This is a genomic window from Candidatus Pyrohabitans sp., from assembly GCF_054014795.1.
On the sequence record NZ_JBPMGE010000103.1, the window covers coordinates 1 to 15,022 of the forward strand.

Annotated in this window: 19 protein-coding genes and 1 tRNA gene; 3 read left to right on the forward strand and 17 right to left on the reverse strand. The window is 53.0% G+C overall.

Features of this window, described 5'->3' with window-relative positions; genetic code table 11:
* Positions 1 to 8: 8 nt before the first annotated feature.
* The 6 genes from ACXJJW_RS11070 to ACXJJW_RS11095 form a co-directional block, all read right to left on the reverse strand.
* Complete coding sequence (locus tag ACXJJW_RS11070) at positions 9 to 2,390, reverse strand: DNA-directed DNA polymerase (protein ID WP_456475811.1); 2,382 nt, start codon at positions 2,388 to 2,390, stop codon at positions 9 to 11.
* Positions 2,391 to 2,432: 42 nt separating this feature from the next.
* Positions 2,433 to 2,705, reverse strand: a complete 273-nt coding sequence (albA, locus tag ACXJJW_RS11075) for a DNA-binding protein Alba (protein ID WP_456475812.1) — start codon at positions 2,703 to 2,705, stop codon at positions 2,433 to 2,435.
* A 174-nt stretch (positions 2,706 to 2,879) separates the two neighbouring features.
* Entirely contained in the window at positions 2,880 to 3,338 is a 459-nt protein-coding gene (locus tag ACXJJW_RS11080; RefSeq protein WP_456475813.1) for a thioredoxin family protein, read from the reverse strand.
* A 9-nt stretch (positions 3,339 to 3,347) separates the two neighbouring features.
* The gene (locus ACXJJW_RS11085) at positions 3,348 to 3,722 is read right to left on the reverse strand and encodes a PCYCGC motif-containing (lipo)protein (RefSeq protein WP_456475814.1); all 375 of its coding nucleotides are present in this window, start codon (positions 3,720 to 3,722) and stop codon (positions 3,348 to 3,350) included.
* A gap of 150 nt (positions 3,723 to 3,872) precedes the next feature.
* A complete protein-coding gene (locus ACXJJW_RS11090; RefSeq protein WP_456475815.1) occupies positions 3,873 to 4,160 on the reverse strand; it encodes a DUF8036 family membrane protein in 288 nt (95 codons plus the stop codon).
* 12 nt (positions 4,161 to 4,172) lie between these two features.
* Positions 4,173 to 4,463, reverse strand: coding sequence for an ArsR/SmtB family transcription factor (locus ACXJJW_RS11095; protein WP_456475816.1), 291 nt, complete (start codon positions 4,461 to 4,463; stop codon positions 4,173 to 4,175).
* Between the two features lie 194 nt (positions 4,464 to 4,657).
* Between ACXJJW_RS11095 and ACXJJW_RS11100 the strand changes: the two genes are divergently transcribed.
* On the forward strand, positions 4,658 to 5,944 hold the full coding sequence (locus tag ACXJJW_RS11100) for a multiheme c-type cytochrome (protein ID WP_456475817.1): 1,287 nt from the start codon (positions 4,658 to 4,660) through the stop codon (positions 5,942 to 5,944).
* 39 nt (positions 5,945 to 5,983) lie between these two features.
* Here the strand turns inward: ACXJJW_RS11100 and ACXJJW_RS11105 are convergent, their stop codons facing one another.
* From ACXJJW_RS11105 to ACXJJW_RS11145, 9 genes are all read right to left on the reverse strand, one after another.
* Positions 5,984 to 6,730, reverse strand: coding sequence for an ATPase domain-containing protein (locus ACXJJW_RS11105; protein ID WP_456475818.1), 747 nt, complete (start codon positions 6,728 to 6,730; stop codon positions 5,984 to 5,986).
* Positions 6,717 to 7,106, reverse strand: coding sequence for a response regulator transcription factor (locus ACXJJW_RS11110; RefSeq protein WP_456475819.1), 390 nt, complete (start codon positions 7,104 to 7,106; stop codon positions 6,717 to 6,719). Before ACXJJW_RS11110 ends, ACXJJW_RS11105 begins: the two co-directional genes overlap by 14 nt.
* Before the next feature lie 74 nt (positions 7,107 to 7,180).
* Positions 7,181 to 7,846, reverse strand: coding sequence for a hydrogenase nickel incorporation protein HypB (gene hypB / locus ACXJJW_RS11115; protein WP_456475820.1), 666 nt, complete (start codon positions 7,844 to 7,846; stop codon positions 7,181 to 7,183).
* Entirely contained in the window at positions 7,834 to 8,175 is a 342-nt protein-coding gene (locus tag ACXJJW_RS11120; protein WP_456475821.1) for a hydrogenase maturation nickel metallochaperone HypA/HybF, read from the reverse strand. Before ACXJJW_RS11120 ends, hypB begins: the two co-directional genes overlap by 13 nt.
* Before the next feature lie 3 nt (positions 8,176 to 8,178).
* Positions 8,179 to 9,258: a hydrogenase formation protein HypD gene (gene hypD, locus ACXJJW_RS11125; protein ID WP_456475822.1), complete on the reverse strand. Its 1,080-nt coding sequence runs from the start codon at positions 9,256 to 9,258 to the stop codon at positions 8,179 to 8,181.
* On the reverse strand, positions 9,245 to 9,472 hold the full coding sequence (locus tag ACXJJW_RS11130; protein WP_456475823.1) for a HypC/HybG/HupF family hydrogenase formation chaperone: 228 nt from the start codon (positions 9,470 to 9,472) through the stop codon (positions 9,245 to 9,247). The genes hypD and ACXJJW_RS11130 overlap by 14 nt, the downstream gene beginning before the upstream one ends.
* On the reverse strand, positions 9,444 to 9,920 hold the full coding sequence (locus ACXJJW_RS11135; RefSeq protein ID WP_456475824.1) for a hydrogenase maturation protease: 477 nt from the start codon (positions 9,918 to 9,920) through the stop codon (positions 9,444 to 9,446). The genes ACXJJW_RS11130 and ACXJJW_RS11135 overlap by 29 nt, the downstream gene beginning before the upstream one ends.
* Positions 9,921 to 9,953: 33 nt before the next feature.
* The gene (locus ACXJJW_RS11140) at positions 9,954 to 11,441 is read right to left on the reverse strand and encodes a nickel-dependent hydrogenase large subunit (RefSeq protein ID WP_456475825.1); all 1,488 of its coding nucleotides are present in this window, start codon (positions 11,439 to 11,441) and stop codon (positions 9,954 to 9,956) included.
* A gap of 10 nt (positions 11,442 to 11,451) precedes the next feature.
* Positions 11,452 to 12,372 carry a hydrogenase small subunit gene (locus tag ACXJJW_RS11145; RefSeq protein ID WP_456475826.1) on the reverse strand — a complete coding sequence of 307 codons (921 nt, stop codon included), beginning with the start codon at positions 12,370 to 12,372 and terminating at the stop codon, positions 11,452 to 11,454.
* A gap of 187 nt (positions 12,373 to 12,559) precedes the next feature.
* On the opposite strand from ACXJJW_RS11145, the gene ACXJJW_RS11150 reads away from it, so the two are divergent.
* Both ACXJJW_RS11150 and ACXJJW_RS11155 read left to right on the forward strand, forming a co-directional pair.
* A tRNA-Tyr gene (locus tag ACXJJW_RS11150) sits at positions 12,560 to 12,633 on the forward strand.
* 88 nt (positions 12,634 to 12,721) lie between these two features.
* Positions 12,722 to 13,633, forward strand: coding sequence for a sensor histidine kinase (locus tag ACXJJW_RS11155; RefSeq protein WP_456475827.1), 912 nt, complete (start codon positions 12,722 to 12,724; stop codon positions 13,631 to 13,633).
* On the opposite strand, the gene ACXJJW_RS11160 is transcribed toward ACXJJW_RS11155, so the two are convergent.
* Together ACXJJW_RS11160 and ACXJJW_RS11165 are read right to left on the reverse strand one after the other, a co-directional pair.
* Entirely contained in the window at positions 13,630 to 14,625 is a 996-nt protein-coding gene (locus tag ACXJJW_RS11160; RefSeq protein WP_456475828.1) for a histone deacetylase family protein, read from the reverse strand. The genes ACXJJW_RS11155 and ACXJJW_RS11160 overlap by 4 nt on opposite strands.
* 1 nt (position 14,626) lies before the next feature.
* The coding region (locus ACXJJW_RS11165; protein ID WP_503417202.1) for a glycosyltransferase family protein at positions 14,627 to 15,022 on the reverse strand (396 nt) is incomplete at its 5' end.

Consider the following 15,022-nt stretch of genomic DNA (forward strand, 5'->3'; position numbering starts at 1 on the left):
ACTACGCCCTAGAACCACTTCCTCAAACTCGTCTGCGTAATCCCCTCCTTCAGGTAGTCCCTTGTATAGCCCATCGCCTCGAAGATTCGCTGTATCGCAGGCAGAATCTGGTTGTCTATGTAGTACTCGGGGTCGTAGTCCTCAAGCTTTGCGAATTCTGCAGGGAGGGCGCGGTGAGATATCGACTTTGGGCCTCTGGTTATAATATAGCCTATTATCATGCCGGGAGCAACCTCTCGCCCGCGTTCCTTCAGCTTCTTCGCCGCCACCACATGGGGCTCCAGACCCTTGTAGCTCTTTATGCGCTTTGTGAGCTGGGTGTATATTGTTATCTCATCAAGGGTAACCCTGCGCTCACGTATTCGCTGAATCACATCGCGAACCAGCCTTGCCGCCTTCTCGGGATTGGCCTCCTCCAGCAGGATGCGCAGCACCTCTCGCTGCGTCTCCCTTGCTATGGGCGCCCAGTCGCGGCGTACAAATTCCAGGCCCTTAACAACCATCTTGCCATCTTCACTGAGAAGTGCATACCTCTTCTTAGTAACAAACAGCCCGCGCCTGTAAAATCCCTCAAACTCCAGCTCAATCATTCCCGGCATACTCGTGTTTACCTTGTTCAGAAACTCCTGTGCCACCTCGCGCCTCTCCGGGGGGATGAGCACAAACAGCGAATCAGTATCGCCGTACACCACCTCCAGATTGAAATCCTTCTCGGCGATCTGCATAACGCGCTTTATATACATCCTGGCAAAGGCGGCCACACTCTCTGCGCACTCCCGACGGTACCACCTAGCCCGAGGATAGCCCATGTACCCGTAGAAGCTGTTGGCGAGTATCTTGAGCGCCTGCTGGCTCACATCCAGCATGTGCCGCTGCTCTCCGGTTGCCTGCTTCATCTGCTGCTTTATCTCAGCCCTGCGCTTTATCAGCCCCTTCAGAATCGCAGGTATAAATCCCTCCTTATCAAGTGAAAAGCAGTACTCAAGCCCGGGGGCACGATTCTCCTCGCAGTCGCCCACTATAAGTGTACTGGGGTCTATGTTGTGGCTTACAATGATGCTGGGATAAAGGCTGCGGAAGTCAAACACTGCTATATCCTCCACCAGCCCCCGCTTTGGCTCACGCACATAGCCGCCGATGTAGCTCATCCTTGCCCGGGCGGCATACTCCTTGCCGGCGGGATGATTGGGGATAATCTCCCCCTTTCCGGTGGCGAAGCGCATAAGCAGCCACTCCACGAGCTGCCCGCTCGTCATTCGCGCCACATCGTTCAGGCTCTGCCCTACAATTGTGGACAGCTCATAGTAGAGCGGAAGAAACTTCTCAGCCAGTGCCAGGGTTACACGCGCATCCTCAAGTGAATACCTTGTCAGCCTGGCGAGGTCCTCCCCACCCGCATCCCAACATTCGAATAGCTTATCTGCGTCGAGCTTCTCCTTCTTTATACCAAGAAGCTCCTCCACCACGCTCTCCAGCACATAGCTGTTGAGCTTAACGTGGCGCCTCACTATGGGGTATAAATCAACATGTGCCCTGCCACGAATCCTCGCCTCTGGAAGTGCTCCTCTCTTGCTCACCTCCAGCTTGGCGTTGAGCCTGCCCAAGGGGAGCGAGATTCCCAGCTTCTTTACCCTGTCCCTGATGTAGGGGAAGTCAAAGCTGTCGGTGTTGTACCCCACGATCACGTCGTAATCTCCCTCTCCTATGAGCTGTGCAAATCTCTGGAGCATATCCTTCTCGCTCTCCAGAGTCTCCACGTAGGTTTCACCTTCTACGGGTTTCCAGGTGAGCACCTTCTCCATGCCATCGCTGGTGACAATGCTGACCATGATTATTGGATCAACCTTGCTGCGCGGTGCTCCAAGGGGGTTGTAAACCTCAATATCCACCGCCGCCACCTTTAGCCTAGGGGGCTCGCCCTCCGCGGGGGAAATTCTGCGCACAAACAACCTGCCCTGCCTCTCCTGGACCTCTATCGAAAGCCAGGTGAGAGGCTTAATATCGCGGTCTATAAGATAGCGCCTCACAAAGAGTATGTCGTGCTCATTTATCGTATCCACGCCCTCAATGTGGCGGATATGCTCACGTATCCGGGGCACCTCCTGAGGATGGCGCACAGTGATGCGGAGCGCCACTCTGGGAGTGCCAAAGAACCTCTTTTCTTCTATGGTGATGCTCTGTATAACGCCCTCCCTGTCAGAGGCGAGTATCCTCTCTCTCACCTTCTCAGGGTCTTCACCGGGGAGAGCATAGAAGTAGGGTGAGAAGGAGTCATCGCAGACAACAAAGCTGTCCCCCCGCTCAGTGCGCAGATACAGCCTGAGAAGTGCCCTGCCCTCCACTGTCTCATAGTCTGCATCAACCAGAAAACCCTTGAGCACACGGGGCATAAATTAAGTATGGGCAAGCTTATATAAAAAAAGTAGGGGAGGTTATTTACTGGCGAGGGTTATCTCCATGCTGGACACGTTGATGGTGCTTCCATCCTCCCGTGTTATGGTCTCTGTGCCTATCTCTATGCCTTTAACCTTGACCTCTGGCATGAAGCGGTTCCTCACTATCTCTGCGGTATCGACAGCTCGGGATATTGCCTGGCCCCTTGCCTTGATTGTAACCTCACTGGCGCTGTTCAGCTGCGTTGTCACAGCCAAAACGTAGTTCATCACAGGCTTATTGCCGATATAAACGACGTTGTCGTCAGCCATTCCTATCTACCTCCTCCTTAGACATAGTATCAGAATATTTAAATATATTTCGCCAGATAGGGGCGCCGCACCGCTTTGTCACCCGGAACATAGGTTCCGGGCAACCCCTATTACCCCATCCTCACCATATAAGGGCGCCGCACCCGCTTCGACCTTCTGTGGAAGGGCTGTGCATCAGTTGTACTTCTCGAGTACACTATTCACGTACACCAGGAAGTTTTCCTTGGGTGTATAGCCCATAACCTTTGTTATGACATTGCCATCTGCGTCAACAAAGATAATTGCAGGCGGATACTGCACCCCGTACTTCGCAGGTATCTCCTTGTTTTTATCGATGTTTATTGCCACAAGCACAAAGCGCTCGGTGAGCAGAGAGTTAACCGTTGGGTCAGGATAGACCTCATCGTGCAGCTTCCTGCAGAACTTGCACCAGGTCGCCCAGAAGTAAAGCACCACCGGCTTGTTCTCCAGTTTCGCCTTCTCCAGCCCGGCTTCGTAGGAGTTTAGCCACACCAAATCGCCCACATAGGTGTAGTTCTTGTCGATGATCACGGGTGTTGTCTTTGCCGAGAACACTGCAAATACAGCTATGGCGATTAGTGCGACAACAGTTATAATCTTTTTTGGATCCATAATCTCACCTCATACCGGAGGGGTAGGTGTCGGGTCCGCATACTTGCCCGCATATTTCCCATCTATCGCGGCACGAATCTCCTTCAGAGAGTGCCCCTGCCTGTACATCTCGTAGCTCTCAAGCATCTCATCAACGCATATAAAGCAGTTGGCGCCGTGGGATGTGAATCGCCCGTCATCGCTGAGGAAACAGTTGTAGAGGCTTCTGTGCCCAGTGGGAAACTGCTCGCTTCGCACATCCTTGCAGCCGCAGTAGCAGGGCACCGCCCTGCCAATCTCAGGATATGCGGCGGCTATCTTATAGGCTGTAAGCACCCTCTCGTTCTTGTATGCGTAGTCGGGGAGGGCAACCTTCTCCGGCAGAGAATCATCACCTCCCGACATGAAATATATCCCTGCTCCTGCAATAACCACAATGGAAAGAAGCACAAGAGGCAACTTATTCTGACTTTTAGTAGCTTTCTTAACTCTTCCTTTTTTCACCATATTTGTCAACCCTCTCGTGTATTTTAACCTTATCAATTCTTTCAAAAACTATCGTGTGCTTATGTAAAGCAGTACAATCAATGCAAGACTTTCAAACACAGATGCGGCGGCCTGATATGGCTCGTATATACATGGCTGGTAGCCTGATATGAGGTACTGGAGGTTGGGACAGGAGAGCAGGGCGTTTATCAGCAGGACCACAGCAAATATCACCAGCCCCAGTGTGAAATCAGAGCGTACCTTTCTGTAATCCTGGAGGAAGAGGTAAATTAGCACGATGAGAAGTGTTATATTTATTAAATTCGATACCACGTATATCTCATGTAACATACCCATGTCTCATCCCTCTCACTTATTTTTATTTTTCCCCAGTTTTTTCCAGATCTCCTCAAAGATGTCGAGGTTTTCTTCCATCTCGGGGGAGAGAAAGTATAGTCTGCCGTACCTGCCGCCTCTCGTCACCACGATCCTGTTTTTCTGGAGAACCCGCAGGTGATGGCGAATCGTCTTGTAGTCCAGTCCAAGCTCGTGCGTCAGCTGGTTGGCATTGTAGGGTCTGCTTTTTAGCAGTTTTAAAATCAGGGCCCGGGTTTCACCCCCACGAGTGCCGGCTAGAAGCCACCAGAGGAGTCTTTTCATGGATTATTCGATATCCTTCTTGGCATAAAAATGTTTTTCAGTTTTGATTGTTTTAAAGTATAATATAAAAATTTTTCAGTAGCCAGGGGGGCATATGCACCTGCCAAGGGCCGAATTTCAGGCTCTCGAAAGGAAAAGCTTAAATAAAATTAGAAATATAGTGAAAGAAGGTTTATAACCTAGGAGGTGTTTGTATGGGGAGATTGCATATAGTTGTGTTAGCAGTGTTTCTAATTTTAGCGGCACCAGCGGCGGCGAAAGAATATGTTATTGGCGACCAGAAGACGCCAGTGGCGAAGGGTGACCCTGCGGCAACCTATGTGGGAGCTGAAAAGTGTAAAACATGTCATCCAGATAAGTATGAGGACTGGAAGAAGTCAGGGCACCCATACAAGCTGCTGACGCCTGAAGAGGCCAAGGCACTGAGACCCGAGATGCCACTGCCAGAGGGCTACACCTGGGATGATATCCTCTATGTCATCGGCGGCTGGGGCTGGAAGTCCCGCTTTATTGGCAAGGACGGCTTTGTAATCACGAAAACAAAGGACGGAAAGCCTCTGGAAAAGAACCAGTACAACTGGGAGACCGGGACATGGAGTGCCTACCACAGTGGCGAGGACAAGAAGTACTCCTGCACAAAGTGCCACAACACGGGCTCGACCTACGACGAGAATCACATGAATCTGCCCGGCATGGAGGGCAATTGGGAGTTCCGGGGTATCCAGTGCGAGGCATGCCATGGCCCGGGGAGTGAACACATTGCCAGAGGAGGGGGCAAGGGGGTTGCTATTGTTAAGGATGATAGCGCCGAACTCTGCGGCCTCTGCCATGTTCGCGGTACCAGTGACAAACCTCCGGCGAAAAAGGGCTTCATACGTCACCATGAACAGTACCAGGAGCTCAAGAACTCCGGAGGGATGGCAAACCTGAAGTGCACAACCTGCCACGACCCCCACAAGCCAGCTCGTGTAGGCGCGACCAACGACGTTGAGGGCTATGGAATAGTAAAGCAGTGTGAGGACTGCCATGCAAATGTTGCAGAGGAGTTCAAGGGCAGCGAGATGCAGGAAGCGGGAGTGCGCTGCATAGACTGCCACATGCCCAAGGCGGCGAAGTCTGCGATAGCCAAGAGCAAGTACGTTGGCGATGTCAGGGTCCATCTCTTCAGGATAAACACTGACCCCAACGCGGAGCTTATCACCAAGGCAGAGGACGGCAAGGAGTACGCCTCAGGCTACCTGACAGTGGATTACGTGTGCCTCCAGTGCCATGAGGATAAGGATAAGACATGGGCAGCGAGCTATGCAGAGAAGGAGATACACGAGTACGGCAAGGTGAAGGAAACACCGGCACCTGCAACGACGGCACCGCCAGCACCTAAGGAAACTGCACCACCCGAAAAGGGTGCCTGCGGTCCCACATCACTGGCACTGCTTGCACTGCTGCCTCTTCTCGGCGCTGCAGCAAGAAGGAGACTCTAGGTCTCCACCCTCTTTTTTTATACATTAAAGATACAGATTCTAAAAAAGAGGTAGAAACGCAGGGGAGGCTCTGCCTGCTATATTACTCCATGCAAAAGTATAAAGAAATTTTTTAGAATCAATTTTCTCAAAAATTAGGAAAATTTGGAAATACTCGCCGAAAATCTTTACCCTGGAAATTTTATGTCCTCTGTCTCTTGAGGGGAGGCATCTGAGAATTTTCTGCAGGGTGGTACCCTCATTCTGGATTTTTTTCTGTCCAGTCCTAATAATCACATCTGTTGTGCAATCCAGAAGGGCATACACATGGGGTGGGTGCAGGTAGTCGTGTACAGTAAAGAGCAGAAAACTGCCCTGCGATTTCAGGTGTGAGATTTTCTCAGAGAAGTAGTTAATCTCTTTTTTTACACTATTCCTGAATAAAAATGTTGAAAGAGAATTTATGATTAAGTTTATCTTATTATCTTTTGGGATGACACTGAAAATATGTTGGATATTCTTCCTGTCCAGGTGAAACACACTGCCGTTTATATTGGAAATCTTTCTGTAATCTTCAATGGACCACTGGGTGCCGTCGAGGTACCTTATTCTTGAGAGGGCGGCTTTTTCAACCCCTGAAGAGAGCAGTGAGCCCTCTATCTCTGTGGGTGTGAGTTCCGTGGTTATATAAACTACCTCCTCCTTCTTTTCTGAAACGAGGCATTCCACAAGCCTGGCCGTGAGGTCACTCTTGCCGGTGCCCAGTGCCCCTGAAATCATGACCGCACAGCCCTCAGTAGTTGGCAACAGAATGCCTCCGCTTTGAATTTCTCAGCACCCACTCAATGGTTTTAAAAAGCTGCATCCTCTTGATGGGCTTTGGCACATGGGCATCTGCGCCGTGCTCAAAGCTTGTCTCCCGATCCTCTATAGCATACATTATGGTGAGCATTACCACCGGAGCCTTGTTGCCGGCACTCCTTATTTCATTCAGGGTTTCCCACCCATCCAGTTCGGGCATCATCACATCCAGGAGTATCAGGTCGGGCGATGTCCCCTTCAGAAGCTCCAGGGCATCCTTTCCGCTCTCCGCAAGATAAACCTCATAGCCCTTTTCCTCAAGAATCTTTCCGAGAATTCTCAGAAATTCTGGGTCGTCGTCCACACACAGGATTTTTACCACACCAATCCCCCGGTATCCAGTAAGGAAGGCTGGATACTTATATTTTATTTTTCTGCAATCAGAAGAAGTAAACTTCAAAAACTCCTTTGCTCCAGGAGACCAACGATGAAACTTAACCATCTGTCGATGTTGTAGCCCTTTCTGGCAGAGACCTGTATCACCTCGAGGGAAGGGTTTATCCTCCTGGCATCTTCTGCCATTCGCTCTGGATCAGCGTCCACATAGGGAGCGATGTCCACCTTGTTGATAACTGCAAGCTGAGCCCGGCGGAAGATCGCCGGATGCTTGGCTATGGTGTCGTCGCCCTCTGTTACGCTCACAACAATAACGCGGGAATGCGCACCCAGGTCAAAATCCGCAGGGCATATTAAGTTGCCCACATTTTCTATGAATATTATGTCCAGCTCTTCCAGAGGCAGCTTTTCCAGGGCATGGCTCACCAGGTGGGCATCAAGGTGGCACTCCCTGCCGGTGTTCAGGGGAATTGCCGGGACCCCAAGCTTCTCAAATCTCCCTGCATCCAGACTCGCCACCACATCTCCTGCGATGGCGGCGATGCGGTACTCCTTTAAATTCAGTGCCGCAAGCTCTATTAAGCTCGTCTTTCCGGAGCCTATGGCGCCGCTCACCTCCACTGCGACAACACCTGCAGCGTCCAGAAGTTTGCGATTCCGCTGCGCAAGCTCGCGATTTGCGGCGAGCAGGTCCTCCTGCACTTCAATCTCACTCACACGGTGCATTCCTCGTCAGCCTCCACTCTGATTCTTTCCAGAAAAAGCTCCTCTCCCGCCATAACCTCCATCGCAGAGCCGCACTCTTTGCAGGTGAAGCTTTTTCCCTGCCATCCGCAGCCCACGCATCTCAGCTCTGCCTCGATTAAGCGCATCTCCAGTTCTGCACCCTCTACAGGCGTGCCCCGGGAGGCTATTTCAAAGGCGAAAGCAAGCTGCTTTTCATTTATGTGCGTAAGCTCACCTATTGCAATCTGCACCTTCAGCACCTTTCCTTTGCCTTTGAGGTTGGAAAGCACAGCGCTCACTATGCTCTGGGCTATGCTCAGCTCATGCATTCGCTACACCTTTGAGTACCTGTAGGCCACGTTGCATGTGCCTTCCTGCGAAACCATGCAAGGTCCATAGGGTTTAGCCGGAGTGCACCCTCTGCGAAACATTCTGCACTCCTGCGGAGGGAGCTTGCCTATAATCACAAGGTGGCAGCTGCAACCGGGGCGTATATCCACGCCTCTGCTCTCCTTTAGGGAGTACCTCTCCCTTGCGTCCCACTCAGCGTACTCTTCGCGCAGCTTCAGCCCTGAGAAGGGAACCCTGCCGATGCCCCGCCACTGTGTTGTTGTAACCTCAAAGACCCTGTCAACCAGCTCCTGAGCGCGGGTGTTGCCCTCGTAGCTCACAGCACGTGAGTACTCGTTTTCAACTCTGGCTTCGTCGCTCTTAACCTGCTTTATAAGCATGCCCACGCTGAGCAGCACATCGATGGGCTCAAACCCGGAGATTACAACGGGCATTCCATAGGCCTCCGGGATAACCTCGTAGGCTCTGGCGCCTATTATCGCAGAAACATGACCCGGCGCAATGTAGCCCTCAAAGCGAAGGTCTCCCAGACCGAGAAGAAGTTCCATAACGGGCACAGTTAAACGCAGTGCATTGAGTATGCTGAGGTTGGAGGGCAGACCACGCGCCACCTCGGCGGCGACGCTCGGTGCGGTGGTGTCCAGACCTATGGAAAAGAAGACCATCTCCTTCTCCGGCTCTGCACGTGCCAGCTTGATAGCCTCGCGGATGCTGTAAACCACGCGCACATCGCAGCCTTTCGCCTTTGCCTGCGCCAGCGAAATCTCGCTCCCGGGCACCCGCAGGGCATCGCCGTAGGTGAGCACACTCTTTCCCTCCTCAGCGAGTGCAACCACCGCATCCACTTCGCTCGCCGGGGTAACGCATACAGGGCATCCCGGCCCTGCGATGAGTTTTATGTTCTCCGGGAGGAGGCTTCGCAGCCCGTGCCTGGTTATGGTCTGCTCGTGGGTGCCGCACACGTGCATAAAGGTGTAGCTCTCGCCCTTCGAGAGCTTCTCGATCACCTCCAGAGCACGACCTGCGAGCTCTCTGCTCCTGAAGTCCTTAAAAACCAGCAAGCCTCTCCAGCGCCTCCTTCCATGTGGCTATGCTCTGCCTTGCCTCAGCTTCGCTGAGTTTTGTTATCGCGTAACCCACATGCACTATGACATAGTCGCCCACCTCAACGCTCTCCAGGAGGGAGATGTCGACCTCCTTGGCCACGCCACCATAGTCCACGACTGCTATGTTTCCCCTTATCTCCTTAATCACTCCGGGCACCGCTAGGCACATGCTCTTCCATCTCCTCCTGCAAAAGCTCCACAAGCCTCGGCAGAGCTTTCTTTACAGGCTCACTGAGCTCCTCGCTCATCTTAATTTCCTTTACCTCCACCCCATAAATAACTATGTCCTCAGGAAACTCCTCTCTGAAAAGCTCCCTGCCAAGCTCAAGCACATGCTCCAGGGCAATGTCGTGCAGCGAGAAGAACCTGAACTCAGGTTTTTGAAGCTCCTTCTCACTCAGACGGTACACTGTGCCCGGCTCGCCGCCGCCTCCACGGACAGCGTCGACTATAATCACCCGCCTCCTGCCCCTTAGATAGGGGAGCAGACTCAACCCGGAGGTTCCGCCTTCAAGAAGCTCCGCACCTTTAATCTCAAATTTCTCAAGCTCGCGTATCGCCGCAACGCCCACACCATCGTCGCCCATTATTGTATTTCCCAGACCGACGATGAGCACGAGGGGGCACCTCAAAAAGAGGAAAAGGTGGGATTAAACCACCTTGAGTTTGTAGCTCCTGCGCGGCGTAATTATGTGCACAGTGCACGCGATGCACGGGTCGTAGCTTCTTATTACGTGCTGCACCTCTATGGGGTTGTTTTCGTCTGCCACAGGCGTGCCTATCACCGCCTGCTCTATCGGCCCATGCACATCGTTGCTGTCCTTCGGCGAGACATTCCATGCCGTGGGTGTTATCACCTGGTAGTTGTCTATCTTGCCGCCTCTGATTCTAATCCAGTGGCCCAGGGCACCGCGCGCAGCTTCAGTCAGGCCTATTCCCTCGGCGCTGGTCGGGCGTTCATAGCTGCCGAAGAAGGGCTTCGCGGGGTCCAGCTCAAGCAGCCACTCCTTTATCTTCGCCGCCAGTCGCACGGCTTCATGAAGCCTGGCGAGCACGCGGGTATATACACAGGGCCCATACTCCTTGGCAAGCTCGAGCACGAGGGGGTCCTTGTCTATTATCATCCTGGCAAGGGGGCCGACCTCCGCAGGTTTGCCGTCATAGCGCGGACACTTTGCCCAGGTGTACTTCTCCCCCTCTTCATAGTGGGGTTCTGTCACACCCTCACTGGGATGCCTTCCGCCCTCATAGCCGGTATACCAGGAGTACTTGATGTGCTCCTCGACCTTGCCCTGGTCTAAGCTGTGGTGCTCACCGTCGTAGAAGCCTCCCGGAAGCCAGTTTTTGCCGTCAGCCTGCGCATAGACGCCATAGGAAAGGAAGTTTCCTGGGCCGGGACCCAGCTTGTCAAAACCGAGCTCAGGGCCATAGCGTATTAAGAGTCCCAGGTCGCTGTTCGCATGCTTTTCGTCTTCCTCAAGCCAGGCCAGGACGTCCTTTATGCTCTTATTCTCCAGCCAGCGCTCTACGGAGCATCCAAGAGTGGTGTTCTCCACAAAGTCCTGCACCTGCATGTATATGCTCAGCGCCTTGGTTATGTCGCTGACCTGCGGGCGTGCAGGAGAGCCTCCTGGAATAAATGTGGTGTGGGGATGCTTGCCCCCGAAGATGGCGAAGATTTCATCAAGCTTTATCCTGGCGAAAACAGCACCCTTGTAAGAGGTGCCTGTGAGCGGTGCAAAGCGCTTCACAAGCTCGGGATATGTCTCATGCCCCTCATACTTCTTATTTGTCAGGTCCGGACCGAAGAGCACATAGGTGTGCGCCGCATGGCTCATCAGATTCTCCACGCCGAGCAAAATGCTGCGCATCAGGTAGCCGTTCTCCGGTATGCTTGCATTCAGCGCGTCGTCCAGTGCTCTTGCGGAGGCATCATTGTGCGAGGTTGGGCAGACGCCGCATATTCGCGGGGTTATAACCAGCGCATCGAGGGGGTCTCTGCCCTTGAGGATTAACTCAAAACCCCTGAAGAGCGCGCCTATCGCCTTGGCGTCGGTTACCTTGCCCTTCTCCACATTTATCTTAAAATCCAGATGCCCCTCAATTCGGGTTATTGGACTCAGGTCAAGCTCAACCATTGCTCTCACCTCACTCGTTCTTCAGCCTCGGGGGCTTGGCAAGCTTCATGAACCCTGAGCCGATCACGTAGGGCACAACCTTCAAGCCCTCGACCACCAGCCTGCGGCGCTGGAAGAAGGGCATGCTCGCCTCCGGGAAGTCCGGGTTGGTGCACCCATGGCATGGGATGCCACACCTCGTCAAGCTGCTCTGCCTGTTCCACAGCCTGCGGTTGCAGTCGCTGTTTGTATGCGGCCCTGCGCACCCGAAGTTCATGTAAAGACAGCCCTTATCTCCAAACTTCTCAGCTGAAACCTTGAAGGCGTAGTATTCGTTGCGCGGGCAGCCGTCGTGCACAGTTATGTCCTCTCCAAAGAAGTCCCGCGGGCGGTTGTATGCATCTAGCTCCACCTTCTTGCCGATGAGCACCGCCACCAGCGTCTGGACAACCCAGTCGGGGTGTGCCGGACAGCCGGAGATATTTATCACAGGTAAGCCTGCCTTTGACCTGAAGTCCTTGCCCAGGAAGCCTCCGAACTCGCGCTTGTGCCACTGCACACCTGTTGCATCTGTTGGATTTGGCTCTGCCGCAGGTATGTTGCCGAAGGCAGCACATGTTCCAATTGCAAGCACATACTGCGCCTTGGGCGCGAGCTCATTTATCCACTGAGCAAAACTCTTGGGGCCGATAAAGCACGCCATACCTGTGCCGTTTGGCCCACGAGGAATGGCGCCCTCCACTATCAGCACATCCAGCTGCTCCTCGCCTGCGATGTACTTCTCCAGCGTGGCAATAACATCCTTACCGCTCGTGGGGTTTATTGTATTCTGGTAGCTTATTGTAACCCCCAGTTTCTCAATCGCCTGGTATACATCTGGCTGCTGTGCATTCAAAAAAGACACAAGGCAGCCATTATCTGTAGCCCCCTGCATCCAAACCACATTTACCATCTACTCGCCTCCTCTCTACCCTAAAAGAGATGTGTATAATTATGCAAAGCCGTGTATAAAAATTTTTCTTCTTGGCATTAAGCAAATAAATTAATTCGTAAGATTGCTTATGTGCATGGTTGCACACATTTTTACATATTTGCCCTAGCAGTTTTTTTCCCTCATGTTAATCTTCTATATTCCCTCACCCGGCGTAGCTCAACCTGGTAGAGCGGGGGACTGTAGATCCCTAGGTTGCTGGTTCAAATCCGGCCGCCGGGATACATCACTCCAATATCCAGTTTTTTATCCTCTGTGTTTCCCTTAGCTTTTGGTAAATATTTTAAGCACAGAAGTTGTACTATAAGCGATGGAAAGACACAGAACAAAAATTCCTTCCAGAGAATACGCCTTTGGAATTTTCCTGATGAGCATAGGGGTCTTGCTGAATATCTTCTACTGGATGACCGAGATTATCATACGAAAGAAGGGTTTTTATGAGGACTTCATGGAGGACCCCGTGGCTCATACTCTTATAATCCTCTCCATACCCGTGATGATGTTCGTGGGGCACGAGTTCATCCAGGAGCGCAGGCTCAGGGCCCAGGTGGAGGAGGCAGGTCGTATTAAGAAGCTATTCCTGGACATCCTGCGTCATGACCTGCTCAACCCTGCGGGCGTTATAGACAACTATATAGACCTTCTCCTGGAGGATGCGAGGCGGAGCGAGAAGAATGACCTCCTGGCCATGAAGCGCGCCGCGAGAAAGCTTCTGGAGATAATAGATGATGCCACGAAGTTTGCCAAGCTGGAGAACGTAACCCCTGATTTTAAGGAGGTTGACCTGGACAAAATACTCAGGGAGGTTATAGAGGATTTCAAACCCGTGTTTGAGGAAGCGGGAATGAAGGTGGAGTACAGAAGCAGGGGAAGTCTGCCGTTGAGGGCAAGTGTGCTGCTCTATGATGTTTTTGCCAACCTCTTGGGCAACGCCATAAAGTATGCACGGGAAGGGGGCAGGGTGATAATTGAGGTGGAGGATGAGGGGGATAGCTGTGTGGTGAGGGTGAAGGACTTTGGCGAGGGAGTGCCGGATGAGTTCAAGGAGGTTATATTTGAGCGCTTCAAGCGCAAGGAGAAGCGCGGGGTCAAGGGCTCCGGCCTGGGCCTGGCGATAGTAAAGAGGATAGTGGAGATGCATGGCGGCGAGGTGTGGGTGGAGGACAACTCGCCTAAGGGCGCGGTTTTTGTGGTGAGGCTTCCCAAAAGTGCTGAAGATTAAACTTCCCAGTACTCTCTGAGCACCCTCCTGTACTCCTCGAGCCTGTTTTTTATCTGCGGATTCACCTGCATATCTATGCGCTTCTCCTCCCCCTCCAGGTCGAAGAGGCCTGCAAGGGTTGCATACACCCCCTGCGCAAGGGCGTTCTGGCTGTAACCACCCTCCAGGGTAAGGGCCGCTCGCCTGGTGAGTACCCTTATCCTTCTTCCAATCTCATAGTAGCTCCTCTTGCTCAGGAGCATGCCCCCCAGAGGGTCTTCGCGGGCGGTGTCGTAGCCCGCAGATACCAGCACAAGCTGGGGCGAGAACTGCTCGGCTATTGGCAGGGCAATCTCATCCATAGCAAGAAGGTAGCTTCCATCATCTGCCCCGGGCGGCAGTGGAATGTTAACCGTGTAGCCTCTGCCCTCGCCCTCGCCGAGCTCTTTCACATAGCCTGTGCCGGGATAGAGGGGGTGCTGGTGGAGGGAGATAAAGAGCACCTCCGGCGAGGAGTAGAATATGTCCTGCGTGCCGTTGCCGTGGTGCACATCGATGTCGAGAACCAACACCCTCTTGACCATACCCCTCTCTAGGGCGTAGCGCGCTGCTATTGCGATGTTGTTGAACAGGCAGAAGCCCATGGCTTCCTCCTGCGTTGCGTGATGCCCCGGAGGTCTGACAAGGGCAAAGGCATAGCTTCTTTGCATTGCAAGCTCAGCGGCTGTAATTGCACCCCCCGCGGCGAGGAGCGCCACCTCGAAGCTGTCGGGGGTTACGTAGGTGTCCATGCCTATTCTTCCCCCTCCTGCTTCGCTGAGGGTGCGTATGTACTCGTAGTGTCCCTCGCTGTGGACTGCGCACACCTCCCTCTGCTCTGCCCTGCGTGGCTCTGTTATGTCGAGCCTTTCGAGCTTTTCTCTCAGGTAGCCCATTATTGCCCTGAGCCTTGCAGCATTCTCGGGGTGCGAAGCCAGATCATGGCGAAGATACGCATCTGAGTAGACTATCATGCTAACCCCTCACCAGAAAGCGCAGGATATAGTATACCACGCGAAGCGTATCCTTTACCGGGTGGATGTGTGACTTCTCCTCGCCATATATCGTCGATATGGGCACCTCTCCAATCTTAAAGCCCTTGCGCGCAGCTTCGAGAATCATCACATGCTCTATGGCATAGCGCTCCACTCTGAGTTCAAGCTGCCTGAGCTTATCGCCGCGAATGGCGCGGAAGCCGCTCTGGGGGTCGCTTATCCTCTGCCCCGCGAGTATGCTTATTATCCACGAGGTCAGCCTGTTGGAAAGCCTGCGCTGGAAGGGCATGCCCTCATTGCCTGAGAGGAATCTGCTTCCAATGCACAGGTCGTAACCACGGCGAATGCACTCCACGAGTGCAGGAATTTCGCTTGG